The sequence below is a fragment of the Bacillus sp. RC51 genome (assembly GCF_044908115.1).
Classification (GTDB): domain Bacteria; phylum Bacillota; class Bacilli; order Bacillales; family Bacillaceae_G; genus Bacillus_A; species Bacillus_A mycoides.
The window spans coordinates 285876-304716 of the sequence record NZ_JBIYCW010000004.1; the positions used below are offsets into that span (position 1 = coordinate 285876).

Annotated in this window: 22 protein-coding genes; 4 read left to right on the forward strand and 18 right to left on the reverse strand. The window is 33.3% G+C overall.

Annotated features, from left to right (window positions below):
* Window positions 1–2 precede the first annotated feature (2 nt).
* Window positions 3–965 carry an MBL fold metallo-hydrolase gene (locus ABH959_RS11930; RefSeq protein WP_113936394.1) on the reverse strand — a complete coding sequence of 321 codons (963 nt, stop codon included), beginning with the start codon at window positions 963–965 and terminating at the stop codon, window positions 3–5.
* A 767-nt stretch (window positions 966–1732) separates the two neighbouring features.
* Between ABH959_RS11930 and ABH959_RS11935 the strand changes: the two genes are divergently transcribed.
* Window positions 1733–2500, forward strand: coding sequence for a hypothetical protein (locus tag ABH959_RS11935; protein WP_258550632.1), 768 nt, complete (start codon window positions 1733–1735; stop codon window positions 2498–2500).
* A 194-nt stretch (window positions 2501–2694) separates the two neighbouring features.
* Window positions 2695–3090, forward strand: coding sequence for a RidA family protein (locus ABH959_RS11940; RefSeq protein ID WP_404492627.1), 396 nt, complete (start codon window positions 2695–2697; stop codon window positions 3088–3090).
* A gap of 712 nt (window positions 3091–3802) precedes the next feature.
* Here ABH959_RS11940 and ABH959_RS11945 read toward each other — a convergent pair.
* From ABH959_RS11945 to ABH959_RS11970, 6 genes are all read right to left on the reverse strand, one after another.
* Window positions 3803–4618 (reverse strand): YwqG family protein, encoded by an 816-nt coding sequence (locus ABH959_RS11945; protein ID WP_113936395.1) that lies wholly within the window; start codon window positions 4616–4618, stop codon window positions 3803–3805.
* A gap of 78 nt (window positions 4619–4696) precedes the next feature.
* On the reverse strand, window positions 4697–5104 hold the full coding sequence (locus ABH959_RS11950; protein WP_113936396.1) for a DnaJ family domain-containing protein: 408 nt from the start codon (window positions 5102–5104) through the stop codon (window positions 4697–4699).
* A 21-nt stretch (window positions 5105–5125) separates the two neighbouring features.
* Complete coding sequence (locus ABH959_RS11955) at window positions 5126–6322, reverse strand: alpha/beta hydrolase-fold protein (protein ID WP_404492628.1); 1197 nt, start codon at window positions 6320–6322, stop codon at window positions 5126–5128.
* 79 nt (window positions 6323–6401) lie between these two features.
* Window positions 6402–6767, reverse strand: a complete 366-nt coding sequence (locus ABH959_RS11960; protein WP_113936397.1) for a hypothetical protein — start codon at window positions 6765–6767, stop codon at window positions 6402–6404.
* 282 nt (window positions 6768–7049) lie between these two features.
* Window positions 7050–7421 carry a YxiJ-like family protein gene (locus ABH959_RS11965; RefSeq protein WP_113936398.1) on the reverse strand — a complete coding sequence of 124 codons (372 nt, stop codon included), beginning with the start codon at window positions 7419–7421 and terminating at the stop codon, window positions 7050–7052.
* 12 nt (window positions 7422–7433) lie between these two features.
* A complete protein-coding gene (locus tag ABH959_RS11970) occupies window positions 7434–8285 on the reverse strand; it encodes a patatin-like phospholipase family protein (protein ID WP_113936399.1) in 852 nt (283 codons plus the stop codon).
* A gap of 179 nt (window positions 8286–8464) precedes the next feature.
* Here ABH959_RS11970 and ABH959_RS11975 point away from each other — a divergent pair, with 179 nt between their 5' ends.
* Window positions 8465–8842, forward strand: a complete 378-nt coding sequence (locus ABH959_RS11975; protein ID WP_002065713.1) for a PH domain-containing protein — start codon at window positions 8465–8467, stop codon at window positions 8840–8842.
* A gap of 121 nt (window positions 8843–8963) precedes the next feature.
* Here the strand turns inward: ABH959_RS11975 and ABH959_RS11980 are convergent, their stop codons facing one another.
* The 5 genes from ABH959_RS11980 to ABH959_RS12000 form a co-directional block, all read right to left on the reverse strand.
* A complete protein-coding gene (locus ABH959_RS11980; protein ID WP_113936401.1) occupies window positions 8964–9488 on the reverse strand; it encodes a GNAT family N-acetyltransferase in 525 nt (174 codons plus the stop codon).
* Window positions 9428–9949 carry a YfiT family bacillithiol transferase gene (locus ABH959_RS11985; protein WP_002013255.1) on the reverse strand — a complete coding sequence of 174 codons (522 nt, stop codon included), beginning with the start codon at window positions 9947–9949 and terminating at the stop codon, window positions 9428–9430. Before ABH959_RS11985 ends, ABH959_RS11980 begins: the two co-directional genes overlap by 61 nt.
* Before the next feature lie 23 nt (window positions 9950–9972).
* Window positions 9973–10494: a GNAT family N-acetyltransferase gene (locus ABH959_RS11990; RefSeq protein WP_113936402.1), complete on the reverse strand. Its 522-nt coding sequence runs from the start codon at window positions 10492–10494 to the stop codon at window positions 9973–9975.
* A 63-nt stretch (window positions 10495–10557) separates the two neighbouring features.
* On the reverse strand, window positions 10558–11880 hold the full coding sequence (locus ABH959_RS11995) for an NAD(P)-binding protein (RefSeq protein WP_113936403.1): 1323 nt from the start codon (window positions 11878–11880) through the stop codon (window positions 10558–10560).
* Between the two features lie 71 nt (window positions 11881–11951).
* Window positions 11952–12731, reverse strand: a complete 780-nt coding sequence (locus ABH959_RS12000) for an undecaprenyl-diphosphate phosphatase (RefSeq protein WP_113936404.1) — start codon at window positions 12729–12731, stop codon at window positions 11952–11954.
* Window positions 12732–12863: 132 nt separating this feature from the next.
* Between ABH959_RS12000 and ABH959_RS12005 the strand changes: the two genes are divergently transcribed.
* On the forward strand, window positions 12864–13070 hold the full coding sequence (locus ABH959_RS12005; protein ID WP_113936405.1) for a hypothetical protein: 207 nt from the start codon (window positions 12864–12866) through the stop codon (window positions 13068–13070).
* A 47-nt stretch (window positions 13071–13117) separates the two neighbouring features.
* Here the strand turns inward: ABH959_RS12005 and ABH959_RS12010 are convergent, their stop codons facing one another.
* From ABH959_RS12010 to ABH959_RS12035, 6 genes are all read right to left on the reverse strand, one after another.
* A complete protein-coding gene (locus ABH959_RS12010; protein ID WP_002013261.1) occupies window positions 13118–13498 on the reverse strand; it encodes a nucleotide excision repair endonuclease in 381 nt (126 codons plus the stop codon).
* A 77-nt stretch (window positions 13499–13575) separates the two neighbouring features.
* Window positions 13576–14139 (reverse strand): GNAT family N-acetyltransferase, encoded by a 564-nt coding sequence (locus ABH959_RS12015; protein ID WP_242311379.1) that lies wholly within the window; start codon window positions 14137–14139, stop codon window positions 13576–13578.
* A 68-nt stretch (window positions 14140–14207) separates the two neighbouring features.
* Window positions 14208–14780, reverse strand: a complete 573-nt coding sequence (locus ABH959_RS12020) for a YybS family protein (protein ID WP_002013264.1) — start codon at window positions 14778–14780, stop codon at window positions 14208–14210.
* 198 nt (window positions 14781–14978) lie between these two features.
* The gene (locus ABH959_RS12025) at window positions 14979–16409 is read right to left on the reverse strand and encodes a PQQ-dependent sugar dehydrogenase (protein ID WP_002085339.1); all 1431 of its coding nucleotides are present in this window, start codon (window positions 16407–16409) and stop codon (window positions 14979–14981) included.
* 106 nt (window positions 16410–16515) lie between these two features.
* Window positions 16516–18219 carry an alpha-keto acid decarboxylase family protein gene (locus ABH959_RS12030; RefSeq protein WP_404453771.1) on the reverse strand — a complete coding sequence of 568 codons (1704 nt, stop codon included), beginning with the start codon at window positions 18217–18219 and terminating at the stop codon, window positions 16516–16518.
* 225 nt (window positions 18220–18444) lie between these two features.
* Window positions 18445–18645 carry a hypothetical protein gene (locus ABH959_RS12035; RefSeq protein ID WP_404492629.1) on the reverse strand — a complete coding sequence of 67 codons (201 nt, stop codon included), beginning with the start codon at window positions 18643–18645 and terminating at the stop codon, window positions 18445–18447.
* Between the last annotated feature and the right edge of the window lie 196 nt (window positions 18646–18841).

The following is an 18841-nucleotide window of genomic DNA, read 5'->3' on the forward strand; positions in this document are numbered from 1 at the left end:
AATTATACTTCTCGCCACCAAGCTGACGTAGGATATTCTCTAGATTTTAACGTAATAGCTTCACCAATTTGTGGCGTTGCAATATTAACCCCTAAACGATTTGCTTCTTTCGTAACACGTTCAATAGGATCACTCCATTCATGTAATGCTAGCGTAAAAGCACCCCAATGAATAGGAACAAGCAATTCTCCTTTAACGTCAATATGAGCTTGTACTGTTTCTTCTGGCAACATATGAATAGCAGACCATCTCGTATCGTACTGCCCGCATTCCATTAAAGTAAGATCGAATGGACCATATTTCTCACCAATTTCCTTAAAGTGAGGCGCATAACCGCTATCACCGCTAAAGAAAACTTTAGTTTCTTGACCAAGAATAAGCCATGAACACCATAAAGAACGATCTTTATCTGTCATACTTCGTCCAGAGAAATGCCTTGCAGGAGCGCAAACTAACTTAATATTATCAAACGTAATTTCCTCCCACCAATTATGTTCACTAATTTTACTAGGTGAAATACCCCATTTAATAAGATATTGCGCAACTCCCGTTGGTACATAAAAGTGCTTTGCGCGATCTTTTAACTGCATAATACTCTTGTAATTTAAATGGTCATAGTGATTATGAGAAATGATAATCGCATCAATTTCTTGAAGTTCATCATGTTCTAAAGAAAAAGCACCACTATACCGCTTACTATTAAACACAGGAAATGGGGAAGAGGCATCTCCAAACATAGGGTCTAATAACAATTTTTTACCTTCTATTTTCAAAAGAGAAGCAGAGTGCCCAAACCATGTCACACTCTCTAAAGACTCATTATTTTTATTCGATAAAACAATAGGTAAATTCTTTACAGGACGCAGCTTTGTTTTCATTTTAAAGTAATCAGTCATTAAACCAATAATATCTTTCGGATTAAAACTTACATCAGTCGGAATTTGATTCATATATTTCTTTTTCATTAGTTCTCCTTTTTACGTTTAACAATATACGTATGTTGTTATTGTAGCTAATTGTAGTTTAAACTATATCATTTTACCTTTCATCTTAAATGCAGTACATTTCATAAATTCTTCAAATTTATTATTTATATATAAAAAATAGAATTCATTTAGCAGCAGCTAAAACTAATATTATGTATTTGTGAATTGTTTTGTTTAAGTAAATTCTTTCTTATAAACAACAAAGACCGTATGTTTCTTTATATGTTATAGAAGCAGATAGGTAACTAATTATCCACAGGAAGGAGAGTCTATAAATGCTTGAAGAAAGAAAAAAGAAGTCTAAATATAAACTATTAAATAGCAATAACCAAATATAGAATTCTAGATAACCTTAGTATAGGTATTAACATAGCTATACTAAGGTTTTTTATTTGAAATCATTAAAGGATACTTATTTTTATTTATAGAACATAGTAAATACATAGATTTTACAATTAAATTACTAAAAAAGAAGGGATTTTAAAATGCTTGCTAATTATCCTCCGGAGAAAATACTTAAAACAACTTATGAGACAAAAATGATTTCATAAGTTGACAATTATCCAACTTTAAAAATAAGCGGAACAAACCTTCAATATTTACTTGTAATGCTCCATCATGGAATTGAGTCAAATACTATAAAAACGAAGCTAAATTGGACTAACGAGGAATTCGAAAAACAAATGCACGCATTAGAACTAGAGGGTTTATTGAATAAGACAGAAGGGAGTTACTATCCAACATGTATGGTTATAACAGCTAATGAAGGAGAAAAACTGTATAACCTATGTGAGCCTCTAATTAAAACTGCACTTAACATAATTGAAAAGTATTCTAATCAAATTGATGCTATGTCTAAAAGAATCGAGACATTTAATTATTTATCTAAAGAATCGTATAGTCTTTTACTTTATAGCGGTGTGTTATTAGATTCTGGACAAATAATTAACATTGAAGAAAGCTATTTAGAAACAGAACGGCCTTTGGGAAACAATAAAAGATATTATTATGCGATTCTAGAACAAGAACAAACAGACAAAGAGTCCTTTGGAATGTATGGTAATACGTATTTGGATTTAGGGGAAGTTCAAATTGGCCTTTTTAGAAACACACGATATACAACTTTGAATTTAATAACTGCGAATAAGGAAACGTTTGAAGAATATTTTCACGATGCTATTATCGATATTAATTATACGAAAAAGCAATTAGTTGAAAATTTTGCAGCAGTAGCTAGACAAGTAGACTTAAATTCAAATGTATTATACGAAAAATTAGGCTTATATAAAAATTCACAACCTGTTATCCCAGTGTTTACAGCCGTAGATTTATCTATACTTAACGAAATCGCGAACACGATCAGTGCAGATTTGATTTTATTATGTAAAGAAAATGAGAAGCCTTTAAAAGAATACTTTGCAAGCAGCAGATACTCAAAAGAAATAACTTACGAAGAATTTTTTATTTGGTGGTATCACTTTTTCTATACAAAGGTAACTGAAGAATTAATATAAAAAGGCGTAATTATAACAAGCGCTCAAAAAAATCAAACGTACATAATCTATTAAAAACTTTAAATTAAAATGACTAATATACTTTTGCATATGTAGCAGCTGAATGTTGTATAGACAATAATTAGTAAATAGAGGATAATCCGAAATCAAAACCTAATATAAAGAAAATAAGATATTAAAAGGAGAGAAGAGCCATGCAAAAGAAATTTATCAATCCGGAAACTATGCCAGCAACTTTTGGATACTCACATGTAGTTGAAGTTAGTAACGCCAAACGAACAATTTACATATCAGGACAAGTAGCAATTAATACTGACGGTCAAATAGTTGGAATTGATGATTTAGCTACACAAACACGACAAGTATTTGAAAATATTAAAATCGCATTAAAAACTTCAGACTTAAATTTTAATGATGTAGTAAAATTAACATTTTTCTTGATGGACATTTCTCAAATGGCCATTGTTAGAGATATTCGAGATCAATATATCAACACAAACAATCCACCAGCAAGTTCAGCTGTAGAAGTTAACAAATTGATTAACAATAAATTATTAATCGAAATTGAAGCAATTGCTGTAGCAAACTAATTTTAAAAACTTATTCTTAATCATATCAACGCAATTCGTTCACTTTAAATGAATTGCGTTTTTTATTAACTAAAATATAAATTATACACGGAAACATTCTTATCAATAACACAACATAAATAACTCAAAAAAAACAAATAACCACACAATCTACAACACATTATGAACCCAATTAAAAAGGGGAGACTAATAACCGCAACTAGCATGTAATAAGTTTATTACTTTTTACTAGTTAACATAATATATATTATACAAAGTTGTATAGAGTAAGTGTTTATCTGTATCAAAAACCAAGTAAACTATACTTAATGAGATGAAACGGGATTTTTAATGAGATTCACATAAAATCTTATCTAAATGAATTTCTACAGTTTTTATCGTTTATTTTGCTATAAATTAATCACAGCAAATCTTAATCGATTGATTATCGTTTAACGAGCCAAAAATAATTTTGATTAGCACGGAATTTTTTTATGCGAAATAAATTTTTCTATACAAATGATAAATTTCATTTTATGTTTTGCTTTATAGATTTATTGCTAATTACATATGTTTTATTATTTTATATTTTTGTTGTTATTTCTTTTATTTACGCTTGACTTTCATTGTATTCTTCATTCTAGTTAACATAACGTTTATTTTTAACGCAAAAGAAATCCTCCTCACCTTCAGGAAGATTTCTTTTGCTAGCTAGTAATCCATTTATCTATTTTTAGTAACAATCCCAATTGTAAATAACATTGGAAAAATCTAGGTTTAACAAATCTTCCTTACGTGTAAAGAAATTAGCAACACCAGAATCTCCCCACATAATATTTAATGAATCATCTGTATCGATTTGTAACAATAATATATCGTGTTGTTGGTATTTTTCTTCCCATTCCCTCGGATCTGTCTGTGTGAAAAATGGATAACCGCCAATTTTATGCCCTTGATCTTCGTATAGATCATCATACAGTTCGCCTAATTTTGTTTTATTTTCTTCATCAACAATTTCTTCCCAATCAATGTTTTCCTTAAAAATTTTTTCAAATCGATAATCTCTTGATGTTACTGGTTGATAATCCAATTCAAACTTTAGTTTAGCTGCTTCAGGTATGATAAAATGCTCTAAATCTAAAGTGTTTAAATAACTAAAATCAGTAATAACCTTAGTTAAATCTTCCGTTATTGTAGAATGATAAATAATTCGAAAGTCTTTTTGGCTAGTTGGATGGTCAAAATCTATTCCAAAAAGTTCATCATCAGCACTTACGAAAAATTGTAATAGTCCCTTTTGGGGCATAGTGTCAATATGCGGCATTTCTTCAAAGTTTAACTGCGCAAGTAGCATCATAGGTTGTCCGTTCGAGTCTTTAGGATGCTCTTGATTTATAGGTACATACGGATAGCCACCAAACTTACTTTCAAAAAGAGTTGTTTCTGCTTGCGTTCCAGACACTTTAATATACGGTTTCACACTTTCTTCTAAAATACTTCGATACTGCTCTAGTTCTTTCGGTAATTGAAGCTGATACGTATTCTTCATTTCTTCTGCCTCCCTTTAAAGATAAATAATAAATGCCTACCTCAATTATATTGCAAAAGATGGTTTCATTAAAAAAAGCTAAAAATCCGTTTTAACCCTCATTTTTTGCGCACTTGGCGGACAAAGTAAATTATGTTCTGAGACCTTTTTATTAATAGTTGTAATTAACATAGCTGCTTCTGCATTATCCGTTAGTTCTTTTAAATTTTCTTTTAGATGATCTATTTCCTTTGAAAGTTCAATCCACCTAGGCAAAACATGATTATTTTTCAAAGTTCTATAAAGTTGCTTGTCAGGATTATACGAAAGATCTTTATCAAGATTAAGAGGTTTCCCTTTCCCAGGTAAATCATTAAACGCTCCTGTCTTTTCTGCCTGTTTAACGATAGAACTAATATGATCCTCATACGTGAACGACCAAACTTTTTCATCTTTAACTAAAATTTCTTGTTTTTTAAGTTTTTTATCTAGCTCATCTTGATTCATAGATTCTCTCTCCTTTTTATTTTATAGTGTGGTTTTTGTATGTTTTAATGCTCTCAATCCATCAAATAACTTTTCTCGCCACCAAACACTGTCATGACCGCCTCGAAACTCTTCATAAGTCATTTGGTATCCCTTATCTTTTAAAGCTCTATATAAGCGCTTATTAGCCGTTAAAAGGGGTTCATTTTCAAGTTGTCCTACTGCCAAATAAAAATGAGGTTGAGACGTATCGGGATTTACAGATGTAATTTGATTTTCAATCCACGGAATTTTATTTTCAAAGCCATCCTTTTTCCAATGTACGGATCCAGACATTGACAACACATTCCCGAAAATATGTGGATTTTGAAGAGCTGCATAAAAAGCTGCTAAGCCACCGAGACTGAAACCGGCAATTGTTGTATTCCTCTCTTCTTGATATACGTGATACTTAGCTTGAATCCACGGAAGTAATTCCTCCGTTAAAAATGTATTCATTTTATCGTTATAGGTTAGCTCTTCTAGCCGATCAACAGGATCTATAGCAACAGCTATACAAGACGGAATTTCTTTTTTATAAATTAAATAATTGAGTGTTCTTGTGATTGAAAGGTCTTTAATAAAAGAATTCCCATCAAATACAATGAGAAGTTCATGAAGGTGTGAAGTTTGAGAATAATTATGAGGAGTATAAATATGAATCTTACGTGTATTATTTAAAGTTGAACTATAGAAAGAATATGTTTCAATTTCTCCAGATGGATAATGATTAGAAGGAAATCGACTATCATACGGCACTTTCATATCTATTTCTAACACGGATGCTTTATTGGCATCTTCTCCAAATACATTTCCATTAAATCGGTCTAGTCGGTACTGCTCACTACGCTTTATCCAATCATTTTCGAAAAAATCATTTACTGAAAAATAGTAAGTTGAAATAAAACGCTTATCCGTTCTAAACGTTCGATACCAAATATCTGTATGTAACAACCGTTGCAATTGATTTACAGACAGATCCCAACCAGGAAAACTACCGAATACATAAACGTTTTCAGTTTTTCGGTCCCCTAACCATATATACGTTATAAGCTTATACCGATTATCTACTGGACACTGTTCTATTAATGGCGTATTATTTGACTTTATTTCATGCAAAAAAGTATAAAAAGCTTTCTCGTTTCCGTTTTTTAATTGATTATTAAGTTCCTCTAACTTTGGACTAATTATTGAAGTCATCCATCTTCCTCCTTTGTATTTCTTTTCACTAGATTGCTTTTATAAAATTTAGGATTAGGATGTTATGTATTTAGATGAGTTATTTATTAGAAAGTTTATCAATTGCCTGAATAGAAAGCTCCAACGCTTTTATCCGTCTTGTTAAAAGCGTTCTTTGAGGACTACCATCTTTAGACTTATCATAGGCTCTCTCAATTGATGGGAGCAAACCAGCAAGGACATTACGAGCTTCTGCCAACTCTTCTTGGCTATACCGATGACTTTCTTGATTCCACACGTTCTCTAACACTGCTAGCCCTATGCAAACGGCTTTAAGCCTTTTTTTTACTAAGGTAGTATTTGCTCCTTTTTGAGTCATCTGTGAAAAAGCATTTTCAAGTTTACGAATTGTCGATTGTAAAGATTTTATTGATTCCAATTTATCTATCTTTGACACGTTTTCCATGTTAGTGCTGTCCCTTCTGCGTTTCTAATTTATTTTGTTTAATGTTTGATAAAATCGTTAAGAACTTGATTTTACTCGAAATATTTTAACATAAATAACTATATTCAAGTTGGACAATAACTTAAAGGAAAACGGCTACTAAACTTATTCTCTCTCCCTTATATCATTCTATATGTACTTCTTTCTTCTCATTAGAATTCCTATATAAACAAGTTGATAATATTGTATATTTTATGAACTAAAAAAACGCACAAGCTATATTTAACCTGTGCGTCTTCGTCTTTATTCAGTAAGATAGTAAAGTAATAGTTTCCGGGACTTCTCATAATTCATAAAATCTCTATGCAAAATAGGATACTTCACAATTTCTGTTTCTAGAAAACGATATTGTGGAAACCATTCAAAAAACGATTTTCTTAGCCACTGTATTTGCTGAAACGAAATATTCTTTTCTTTTTTATTTAGTACAGAATTTAAAGTTGCTGCTGTATGCATCCAATAATAATTTAAATCAGAACTTATGCAATCATCTTCTGTAAATATATTTTTATAATCTTTCCGTACTTTTAGAATGTCACAATTCGGAAATGGTTTATATAGAGGACTATGCATTTTCTGCAATTCATTAAAAATAACTTCTTTTCCTAATACCAACGTTCCACTCCTTTATTTCTCCATCCAATTCAATAAATTTTCATAATGATTATGAGCATCTTTATAGCCAAGATTATATAAATTAACGAGCTTTTCTTTATTTCTTTCTATTCCGCTTATAGGAAGCTGTGCGCTTGGCTGAATTACATAAAAATTATCTTTTTGTTCGTTGTGATTCATATAAGATACAGTTTCATTATAAAAACGATAATGTTCTACTAAATGCTCTGCGATTTTTGGATATCTTCTATATAAAATTTTAGCTAGTCCAGAAAATTTATTACGCTGCTTCTCGTATCCTTCTGGCTTTGTCATTATAACAACGTTTTTTAAATAACCATCATTTTGCGCTTTAAAAACTGGAATAGGATCTATAATCCCTCCATCTAACAATTTTCGATTATCATATTCTACAGCAGGTGCTATAAACGGCACAGAGCTTGATGCACGAATAATTTTTAAAATATCATTTCCATGTTCTGTTTTATTATAATAAACTGCCTGTCCTGATTCGCAATCAGTCGTTCCGATTACAAACTGTTCATTTGAATTTAGGAAAGTTTGAAAATCAAACGGTACAATTTTGTTTGGTACTTCATCAAATAAAAAATCCATTCCAAATAATTCACGTTTTTGAATTAAGTTTCGATAAGATATATACCTGTGATTTGCTACTAGCTCTGTATTTACTTTCTTATTTCTTCCTTTTTGACGCGACAAATATGTTGCTCCCATACACGCTCCAGCGGATACACCGACTACATACGGAAAGAATAAGTCCCTTTCCATAAAATATTCGAGTACTCCTGCAGTATATAACCCTTTCATTCCGCCGCCTTCTAATACTAAACCGATATTTTTCATGCTATATCCCTCTGCTTCTGTTTTCTTAATTATATGTTAGCACAAGATTTTAGGATGAGGTTATATAAATTGGTTGCAATAATAACAAAAAACTATTGAAGCAATGTCATAATCTATTAGTCATTCGCATGGTACAATATAAGAAACTCATTCCACATATTATAAAGGAGGAATTTCATATGGGTTTATTTAGTGGTATTTTAGGAAATGCATCAAGTGCGAGTACAGAAAGCGTTGAACGTGATTTAGAAAAGATTATGCTAGATGATGAAAAAGTTGAGCATGCTTATAAATTAATTCGTGATTTAATCGTATTTACAAATCGTCGTCTTATTTTAGTAGATAAACAAGGAATATCAGGTAAAAAAACAGAGTATCATTCTATTCCTTATAAAAGCATTACACAATTTAGCATTGAAACAGCTGGGCATTTTGATTTAGATGCAGAGCTTAAAATTTGGGTATCTAGTATGGATGATCCAATTACAAAAGAATTTAAAGGTGACGATAGTATTTTAAGCATTCAAAAAGCGTTAGTAACATATACGACAAAATAACGTATTTTTGTATATTTATTCACTTTAAAAATTACTAACCCGAACTTTTTGGAAGAATATACATTAATTTTGTATTTTCAATCTTAAATAACATAAAAAGGTAAAGCATTTAAAATGTGCTTTACCTTTCTTTTTTATAATAAATTAAAGTTGCTTTATCATTTAATTTCTTTTTAAATTCCGCTCTTATATATCCCATCTTTTCGTATAGAAAACAATTTCGTTCTTCCTCTAAAATTGTAGCAAGCTCCCAAGTCGTTATTTCCGGAAACATCTCCTCGATTAAAATTAATACTTTTTGAGCAATTCCGTTCCCTTGATAGTTTGGGATAATAAACATCGGACTTATCCAAAATTTAGATGCCCCTTCTGCACGTGATATACATATCGCGCCGACAAGATTCGTATTTACGAAAATTTTATAAAATCCACCGTCCAGATTATTTATTCTTGAAATCGTTCTTTCAATACGTTCATTTGCCGGACTTGTTTCATAGTCCTTATACTTTTCTAATAATGAACTAAATGATTCTACTTGCATTTGAAATATAATCTCTGCATCAATTTCTGTCGCCTTCTCTAATGTTACCAATTTAAACGCTCTCTTAAAGAAGTAATATGAGCTGTATGATGACGACCATGCCATGCATATAGTCCAATTGCAGCAGCAAGTTTTGTTTCTCCTGATTCAGGATGATTAAATGTCTTTTCTAAATCTGCCGGTTCTAAAGAATATAATAAGTTAATCCATCTTTTATGTAATGAATCTAGCATTACAAGTGAAACATCTACTGGTAATTTCGAGTCAGGTAGCTCTGCCCATTTTTCTTCTTTGTACGGTTTAATAGTTGGATTCTTTTCTGTCAGTGCTAATTTAAAGCGTATGTAGCTATTCATATGACTATCAACAACATGATGAACAACTTGGCGAACAGTCCATCCACCGACGCGATACGGTGTATCTAACTGCTTCTGATCTAAATCTTTTATCGCTCTTGCTAGTTCATTAGGTAGATCCTCTATTTCTTGAATCCATTTATCAATTATTTCTTCTGTAATAGTTCCTACATAAGTAAATTGACCTATTGGATAACGTAAATCCTTCATGTACATGTCCCTCCCTATTATTTTTAACCCTTAGTAGTCCTCCAAATATAATGTACGAAATTTACGTTTTCCCCGTTTAAATCTACAGTAGTTGTCTCCGCTTCCTTTTCACGAGAAAATCCGTTCTTTTCTAATACAATTTGTGAAGCTATGTTATTTGTTGTTGTCATAGCATGTATTTCATTAATTTCATAGACTCTTGCTTGAGCCAAAATCAATTTTACAGATGATGCTGCAACTCCTTTTTTAGTAAACTTCTCTCCAACTCGGTAGCCTAACGACCCAATTCGTTTTTCCTTATCTACATCAACTAAATTGATACGTCCTACAATTTCTTTTTCTGTATTACGTATGAGATGAAAATAAGAAATCCCCTCAGTTTGTTCTTTTAATAGTTCGTCAAGTTGCTTTTGAAAGTATTCATACACGTAATAATTAGAGCCACGACTTGGTACCATTGCTTCAAAAAATGATTTGTTCGTTAGTTCAAAGTTAAATAAATCTTCAGCGTCTTGATTCTTTAATTGTTCTATGTATATTTTCATCCAGTTTACCCCTTCTTGATTTACTAACTGTTATACATTCTTTTTTAACCGATAATTTTCCTGCTATTTCTTTCGCATCAGTAATACAGCGAGCAGCACTTTCGGATGAAATAGGTGAAATGGACTACGAATTAAATTCATCACTCTTACTAATCGAATATAAACGTCAGAGTCACTTGCAGATAGTTGATATATTTGTTTCGTATACCATAGCTGAAATTTTTGTTTCGTAGTTAATTCTCTCTTTAGCTGAGGGTGTCGTGATATTTCAGTTGTTGTCATTTCCCAAGGAGTTTGTATGATGTTCGCAGCCTTCTTATAAAATTGTTGTGTAAATGTTTTATCGAGACCTTTTCTATCTTGTAGTAGTAATTGCAACTGGTAAGCTTCCATAGCCGCAACTGAAACTCCCTGACCGAAAACTGGATCAAAACGACATTGTGCATCACCGACTACTAACAACCCTTCTGGTAAATGATTAATTAAATCAAATCGCCGACGTACTTGATAAGGAATTTTGTATGTTTTGATATCTGAAATTGCCTCCGCTTTGTTTAGAAAATCTGTCACGTTAGGGATTGATAGATTTTCAGCGAAATCATAAAACTCATCATCTGTTTGTGGTGCTTTCTCATTTGCGTATCCGCTGAAAGTAACAAAATAACGATTATCCTCAATCGTTTGAATAAGTACACCATACGGATTGTCCGGGAAACTTGGAGACATTAGCATATTACAGCAGTCTAATTTCTCATTTTCTTTGAGTTTAAACATTTTAGTTGCGTAGAATAAATCGATACGCACTTTCTCTTCTTGCACTTCGATATTGTATTCACGTAACCACGCTATACTTTTTGAACCGAATCCACTCGCATCAACAACAATATCTGCTTGAATTTCTTCTTGCATGCCAGTCTCTAAACACTTAGCTTTTACTCCACATACTTTGTTAAGCTTTCCATCTACTAATAACCCTTCGACCAATGTGCCAAACTGAGTTGTAATATTTGAAATTTGATGTATTCGTTTTTGAATATGCCATTCAAGCAAAAGCCTACTTTGTTGAATCATATGCACTTCTCCTATGAATGGCTGTTTCCATAAACCAAATTGATGCCATTTTATATCACGAGTAAAGTTATTTACGATGCTGCCTGCTTCTATTAATTCATTAGTAATAGTAGGAAACAATTCCTCGATTGCATTTTCTCCGCCTTTTAATAACACATGAGGATGATTACTTTGTGGAACTCTTTTTCTCAAAGCTTTTCCATCCCATCTTTCGCCGACTTCTATAATGATTACTTCTTTAAAAGAAGTTGATAATGCTTTTGCTGCGAGTTTTCCTGCTATACTTCCGCCAATAACGATAGCCTTATTAAACATATTTTCCCCCTTAATGAAAAAAGATCCTGCCTTGTATGAATGAAACAGGATCTAAACGAAGAATTACTAAATTAAAACACATGAGTAAATTGCAACGTTAAAATTAAAATACCTAATCCCCATACGTAATACGCGAATACTTTTAAGGAGTGACGTTTTAAATATTGAATCATCCATGAAACAGCTATGTAACCAAAAAACGCTGCTGATAACGTGCCGACAATTAAAGATGTACTAGAAATAGATTCTGCTTTCACTTGATAAACATCTGCAAATTGCAAGATGATTGCTCCGACTATTGCTGGCGTAGATAATAAAAATGAAAAATATGCTGCTGTTTCACGGTCTAGTTTTCTCCATAAAGCAGCGACGATTGTCATACCAGAACGGGAAATTGCCGGAAAAATAGCAGCCGCTTGAAATGAACCGATGATAAATGCATCTTTATATGTAATGTCATCCATTTTTTTACGACCATTTTTTTGTTTATCGGCCATGTAGAGAAAGAAACCTGTCACTAAAAACTCCCATCCAATGGTAATACCTGTTTTTGAAATATCTTCAAAGAAGTCTTTAAATAACAATCCGATTACAACTGCAGGTATCGTCCCAACAATAAGTAATAACATTAGTTTTGAAAATGGATTTTTAATTAAGTATATAAATTCTTTTTTGTAATAAATAAACACTGCAAGCAAAGTCCCGATATGCAGCATCGTATCTAAAAATAATCCAGCTTCATCTAATTGAAACAAATGCCTTCCTAAATAAAGATGTCCTGTACTACTAATCGGCAAAAACTCTGTTAAACCTTGTATTATCCCTAATATAAAAGCTTCTAACCAATTCATGATGGTCCCCTTTCTCATTTGCTTGTACCAATATATGAAGGTTCAATTTTCGATATGAAAAAAACTATTTTTCTCTATGAATTTACTTTTATTTCATGGATATATATGTAAAAAGGAGTAAGGAGGGTTACTATGTGGCAACATACGAATTTCGGCAATGTATTACTGTGGGCAGGACCTATCCTTGTGTTTATAGGGTTATGTATGACAAATGTTATTTCAGATATTCCTTTTTTTGAAGGAAAACATAAAACGCTTGGAATTATAATTTTATTTATAGGGCTTTTCTGTTTAATTGCTGCTAATCATTTTAAAAAAGGAGAAAGAAATGAAGAATGAAACACAAAAAAACAATCCTAGTATATGTGCTAGGATTGTTTTTTTACTTATTTATAAAACACTTTATCAACGTTATATTTCGCTTTGTACTTATTAATGATGTATGTTTCGTAAATTTCTCTTTCAGTTGGATCTTCTACGATACATGCATCGATACGGTATACTTCATCACGATTATTTTTGATTGGTGAAACATTATCTTCAAAATGCTTTTTAATACGTTGTCTAATTTTACGAGCTTTACCTACGAAAAGAAGTTCGTCATTAATATTGTAAAACATAAAAATGCCGCCTTTATCTCTAGGGAACAAGTGGAAATCGATAAAACCGTTAATTGGAGTAATTAATGGCTCGTCTCCTTTAATAACTTGGTTACGTTCAGTAATTGAAACATCAGCTTCAGGAATATTAATTTTAATCAAGTTCATTCACGTCCTCTTTTATTATAAAGATAAATAATAGCATAAGTATGTAAGAAAAGCTATGTTAAGAGAGATATTTCATTTTATAATTCAAATATTATAGGTATATCATGTAAACTTTTTCTCCAAATCATATGATCGTTTGATTCGCCCCAATAATCCTTCAGCATATAACTAGGTTTTCCAAACTTTTTTGTCCATATACTTTGTGCTTTTTTGTATCCACTATCTAAACAGCATTCGGTGATTCCTCTGCTAAGTAATGTAAGATACATTGTATTTAGTAGTAAACTCCCTATACCTTTTCTTTGATACTCCGGAAGTATAAATACAGTTCCTATTTCATACAAATCCTTAAGTGCACCGTCTGTACAACTATTAATCAATGTACTTGCTGGACCGATTTCAATCGTTCCAATGATTTTATCGTTACTTGTATCTATTGCTAATAAAAAGTAACGACTTTCTCCATTACTATCAAAATCATTTTTCAAATATTGCTTTTTCGTGTTAAGTTCATTTTCTATGTCATCTAATAATTGGGATAACCCTTCATTTTTATATGTATTCGTAATAACTATACGGAAAAACAAGTATAGTTCATCTATATCATCCGAATTCGGCCTTCTAATTTCAACGTTATACATGGCTTACATCTCCAATCTTTGAAAATATATGAGAAAGTGTATTCGTTCAAAAAGATTTTATACAATTGTTAAGACCATACTTTATATACTCTATTCATTATTATTCTACACAGCTCTGCATAGATCCAGCAGTATAGAAAACTCAGTATAAATATTAATGTAATAACTTTTATATCCATAGTCGTATGAATAGTAGGACCAAGTACAGGAAAGCGGAATATATCGAGAATGATCATAATTCCTATAAGTAGACATATCGCTGAGAAGGAAATTACCCAAATCCTCCTCTTGAATTGTAAAAAGGATACTCCTAACGCTATACCTAATAATCCTGTAGTAAAGGGAAAGACAATTAGTTCACTTGGCTCAATAATGAATAATAGGAAAATAGTAAGAATGTAAGAAAGTACTCCCTCACGAATAGAATAACAAATAGCCAGAAAAATCGGTAGCGTCGCGAAAGGACTAATAAATAACCCGATTCCAGGGATTAAGTTCCCCGCAGATTGAAAAATAGCAGCAAATGAACCGAGTAATGCTGTAATGACTAACCTACTTGCAGGCGTCACCTTTCTTTTATGAACAAAATTCGCATCCTGCTCTATCATCCATTGATACCAATAGCTTCTAAAGCGATTCATCAAATTCCCCCCTAAAGAGACCTAATTCACCACTTTCTATTTTTATTCAAATACTTATTGGTTATGTTTTACTTTCTGCTTGTTAGGAATCACTATACAATAGATGTTTATCCATAGAAGGTTTTTTAAGAGGCGCTAAGTCGTGCGTTTGAAAAAGTATGAATTCCATATATTTTTAGACTAAGAGTTTATACCGTATCATGGAACAATTTCAAAAATAGTACCTTTGTTAAAATCCGTTACTTTCATAGATCCATAAACCCCTAAATATAATCTAGTTTGATCTCCGTTTGTTCCCAAGCTCATATAATAAGCTGCTTGAGAACCAAAATCATAATTGGTTTCAATAACATGAAAATCATTACGTTTCCCGTCTAGAGCTGCTCTAGTAAAAGCTAACACTCCCTTTACTGGAGATTGAAATTCTTCTTTCTTAGCAAGATCAGTAAACACGATACTACCAGTTAAACTAGGAATTGTAGTTCCCATATATGGTTGTACTCCTGTAAGTGAGGTTCCTCCAAACTTATCTGCTCTGGAATCTTTATGAAAATAACTAATTAGGGGCTGTATGCGCCTCACTGATGTTTCTATTGTTTCATTATAATAAGCCATTGTTCTCTCATCCAAAGTAGGATTCTCAGAACAGTGCCTTATAAAAGAAGTAGGAAATTCTCCTTCCCATCCTCGCCAACCAAAATTAATAAATCCATCTTGATTGGGAGTGGATCTCATTAAATGCGTTTGAACAAGTTCGGTAACCGGTATGGGTTTATAATGAACAAACGAAAAAATAGACTCTACAATATCCTGCCCGACATTTCCAGCATATTTGATATACTGATTATAAAACCTTTGAAATGAAATACCTGTTATATTCCGAACTCCTTTCGCAATTACGGTAAGTGTTTCTTGTATAGATAAAGGAAACTCATTAAAGCGTGTAACTACTGGAGGGTTATTTATGAATGTATTTTTACTTACATCAATTTCAATTATTTTACCCGCTATTTCTAAATCATCCTGGCTTAAATTAAATGGATCATAACCCGATCCACCATCTCCATTTGTAAAAACAAGTTTTCCACTCTCAGGTGAAAAATTTAAACTATTGACTCCGTTATGATTAAAAAAGGGCCTTCTTATGTTAAGTAATGTCCGTCGTTTTTGAGGTTGACTATGTGATTGTAAAATCCATTCCTCAACCGTATCAATATGATCATATTGAGTATCTCTATTTACCCACTTTAAGTTTAAAGTTTTCGGATCACACGGATTAGGTTTAAAAGGTTCAGAAAGGGCACCCGGACCTTGAGTGCCAGCTACTGAATAATGAAGGTAAAATAAACCGTTTTGATAAAATTGTGGATGAAACGCTAGTCCTAGCAATCCGCGTTCATCATAACCGCTACTAGAGACACCTTCTTCAAACGTGCCTAATTTGATAATTCGCGGGCGAATATCTAAAAAAGTCCTTATAACTCCGTCTCCTATGTAAAAGATTTCTCCTACCTGGGTGGCAATGAATAACCTTTCAATTGAGTCACCTGGTAGTATAGTTGTTTTCAAAACAGTAGGTAAATTGAACTTACTTGCAATGGGTCGTAAACTAACCTTAACTTTTGTCAACTTACTTTACACCCCTTTAATTGCCTTTTATTAAAAGAATATGATTAGAACGGTTCAATTAGTATCTAATTAGGGACTAGGGACTTGGATACTATTTCTGACTGCGCTACTTTTCCTGCTTCTCCATATAACTACGCATCCGTCGCATATATTCAGGTGCGTCCATTGGATTCCCTGCGATCATTTCAATTATACAGAGTCTTTTGGTACTTTCCTTTTCAGCATGGATTATAGCCTGATCAAGCTCTCCATAGGTCCGGACCGTAACGGTAAACGCGTTACCTCCAAAAGCTTCGGCCAGCTTGGTGTAAGACCATCGAGGGATTTGGTTGTACTTTTGATCCTCTGTTTTGACATTTAAATATCTCTCGATTGTATAACCATCGTTGTTCAAAACAAAGATTATGGGCTTGCAGCCGTAATAGAGCATAGAACTGATTTCCTGTGCCGTTAGCTGCAGGGCACCGTCACCTGTAAACACCAATACTCGGCGTTCCGGCGCGGCCATAATAGCACCAAACGCCGAAGGGATTGCGTAACCGATGGACTGCCATCCACCTTGTCCAATATATGTTACATTGTCCGGCAGTCTGACCTCTCCCATTCCATAATAAAACGTTCCGGTCTCGGCGATTACAATATCCCCATCTTTCAGCATGCGCTGAAAACGCGGATAATAGCCGTCCGCCAATAGAGGTCCGTCGACATTAGTTGTTAATTGATCGTAAGGAAATGAATTTTTTTCTGTCAAACCTTTGCCCGTATAACTCAATTTCTGAACGGCAAGTAGCATGTCGGCTGCAAGAACATTCAGATATTCCGCCTCAGCGATTTTAACTATATCTGGTTGAATATTGACAGTTATCAGCGGGTTCAGCTTTGCGGTAAAACTTGCGGTGTTTGTGTCCGCCCATACCATGCCAATCGCAATGATACAATCTGCATTCTCCACCGTACTTTGGACTTCAGTCCTCCCGAAAGAGCCTAGATACATTCCGATATAATTTGGGTGGGCCTCATCGAATCCTCCCTTCCCGTACATCATCGTTACAACAGGCACATTCATTGCATCGGCCAGTTGCCGAGTTGCTGTCTGAAGGCCGAAGCGCATAGTTTTCACATCCACCAAGATAACTGGTCGGTGGGCACGTTCCAAAAGCGGACGGACATGATTCACTGCAGCCTGAAGGGTATTCGGGTTGGATGCTGGACGTGGCGGTACTGGCTCTGCCCAGACTTTAATCGGCTTGGCCACTAAATCATTAGCCACAACCAGGTATACCGGCTTTTTCTTTTCCTTAGCAATGCGAATCGCAGTCTGAATTTCAATCTTGGCATTTTCTGGCGTAAGGACCGCGGTATATGCCGTAATCTGCTCATACACCTTGCGAAAAACGTCAAAATTCCCATCCATTAAGGTGTGATGCATCAGCTTATGCTCTTTTTGGTCCTTCTCAGGAGGCGCACCCACAATGTGTATAATTGGTACATGCTCGCTGTTGGCTCCCGCTATCGCATTGCATGCGCTGAGCTCCCCGACCCCAAATGTCGTAATAAGAGCCGATATTCCTTTGATTCTTGCATAGCCATCTGCAGCGTAGCCCGAGTTTAGTTCATTTCGTCCTTCTATAAAACGGATGCCGTTATAACACTCCAAAGTATCAAGAAGTGTAAAATTATAGTCCCCTGCGACACCAAAAATTTCGGTAATGCCCTCGAGTTTTAGGCAATCGAACAAATACTGGCCAACCGTTTTTTGAGCAGGTCCCCTTTGTAAACCAAAGTTGCCCGTATTAATCATGTTGTCCATCGCTTGCTCACTCCTTATCCATTTCTTTTCAATAGTACTACCCTTTTTGATAATGCCCTTTAATTAAATCGGTTATCCGTTATGCAACAATTAATGGGGAAGATTTTTGTACAACCATATATTACAACTACATTCTTCGTATTTTATATATCATCAATAAAGAGTTCAGAAAACCCATAAATAAAAAAACGAGTGCTGTGAAGAAACGCACTCATTGAAAGGAATTTACCATTCTCGACGATTATCGCGATCACAGTCACGATCATGATTACGTCTGCGACGGCATTCATTACAATCACAATCACAGTCACGGTCACGTCTACAACGACGGTCATCACAATCTCTATGTCTGCGTCTGCAGAACATTAAATCATCCCAAAATCTATCACAATCTCGGTCACGTCTGAAATTACCATTACATCCCATAAATATAATTACCTCCTCTTAACTCTTGGATTCATCATATTCTATGCTAAAAAACAAAAACAGCTTGTTTACTAGTCTATTTTCTGCATTTTAATGTAATAATATTATTATCTAATCTTTAAATTTCAAATAGAACCTTAAAAATGATAAAAACCCACGAAGAAAATGAATTTTCACCGTGGGTTTTAGTTATTTA

Coding starts and splice junctions, on each gene's coding strand:
- ABH959_RS11990 (WP_113936402.1), bottom strand. CDS start 10,494: ATGAAAATATACATAGAACAATTAAAGAATCAAGACGCTGAAGATTTA.
- ABH959_RS11935 (WP_258550632.1), top strand. CDS start 1,733: ATGGTTATAACAGCTAATGAAGGAGAAAAACTGTATAACCTATGTGAG.
- ABH959_RS12020 (WP_002013264.1), bottom strand. CDS start 14,780: ATGAATCGCTTTAGAAGCTATTGGTATCAATGGATGATAGAGCAGGAT.
- ABH959_RS11930 (WP_113936394.1), bottom strand. CDS start 965: ATGAAAAAGAAATATATGAATCAAATTCCGACTGATGTAAGTTTTAAT.
- ABH959_RS11955 (WP_404492628.1), bottom strand. CDS start 6,322: ATGACTTCAATAATTAGTCCAAAGTTAGAGGAACTTAATAATCAATTA.
- ABH959_RS12035 (WP_404492629.1), bottom strand. CDS start 18,645: ATGGGATGTAATGGTAATTTCAGACGTGACCGAGATTGTGATAGATTT.
- ABH959_RS11975 (WP_002065713.1), top strand. CDS start 8,465: ATGGGTTTATTTAGTGGTATTTTAGGAAATGCATCAAGTGCGAGTACA.
- ABH959_RS12010 (WP_002013261.1), bottom strand. CDS start 13,498: ATGAACTTGATTAAAATTAATATTCCTGAAGCTGATGTTTCAATTACT.
- ABH959_RS11970 (WP_113936399.1), bottom strand. CDS start 8,285: ATGAAAAATATCGGTTTAGTATTAGAAGGCGGCGGAATGAAAGGGTTA.
- ABH959_RS11985 (WP_002013255.1), bottom strand. CDS start 9,949: ATGAAGGATTTACGTTATCCAATAGGTCAATTTACTTATGTAGGAACT.
- ABH959_RS12005 (WP_113936405.1), top strand. CDS start 12,864: ATGTGGCAACATACGAATTTCGGCAATGTATTACTGTGGGCAGGACCT.
- ABH959_RS11980 (WP_113936401.1), bottom strand. CDS start 9,488: ATGGCATGGTCGTCATCATACAGCTCATATTACTTCTTTAAGAGAGCG.
- ABH959_RS11945 (WP_113936395.1), bottom strand. CDS start 4,618: ATGAAGAATACGTATCAGCTTCAATTACCGAAAGAACTAGAGCAGTAT.
- ABH959_RS12015 (WP_242311379.1), bottom strand. CDS start 14,139: ATGTATAACGTTGAAATTAGAAGGCCGAATTCGGATGATATAGATGAA.
- ABH959_RS11960 (WP_113936397.1), bottom strand. CDS start 6,767: ATGGAAAACGTGTCAAAGATAGATAAATTGGAATCAATAAAATCTTTA.
- ABH959_RS12030 (WP_404453771.1), bottom strand. CDS start 18,219: ATGGACAACATGATTAATACGGGCAACTTTGGTTTACAAAGGGGACCT.
- ABH959_RS11950 (WP_113936396.1), bottom strand. CDS start 5,104: ATGAATCAAGATGAGCTAGATAAAAAACTTAAAAAACAAGAAATTTTA.
- ABH959_RS11940 (WP_404492627.1), top strand. CDS start 2,695: ATGCAAAAGAAATTTATCAATCCGGAAACTATGCCAGCAACTTTTGGA.
- ABH959_RS12000 (WP_113936404.1), bottom strand. CDS start 12,731: ATGAATTGGTTAGAAGCTTTTATATTAGGGATAATACAAGGTTTAACA.
- ABH959_RS11995 (WP_113936403.1), bottom strand. CDS start 11,880: ATGTTTAATAAGGCTATCGTTATTGGCGGAAGTATAGCAGGAAAACTC.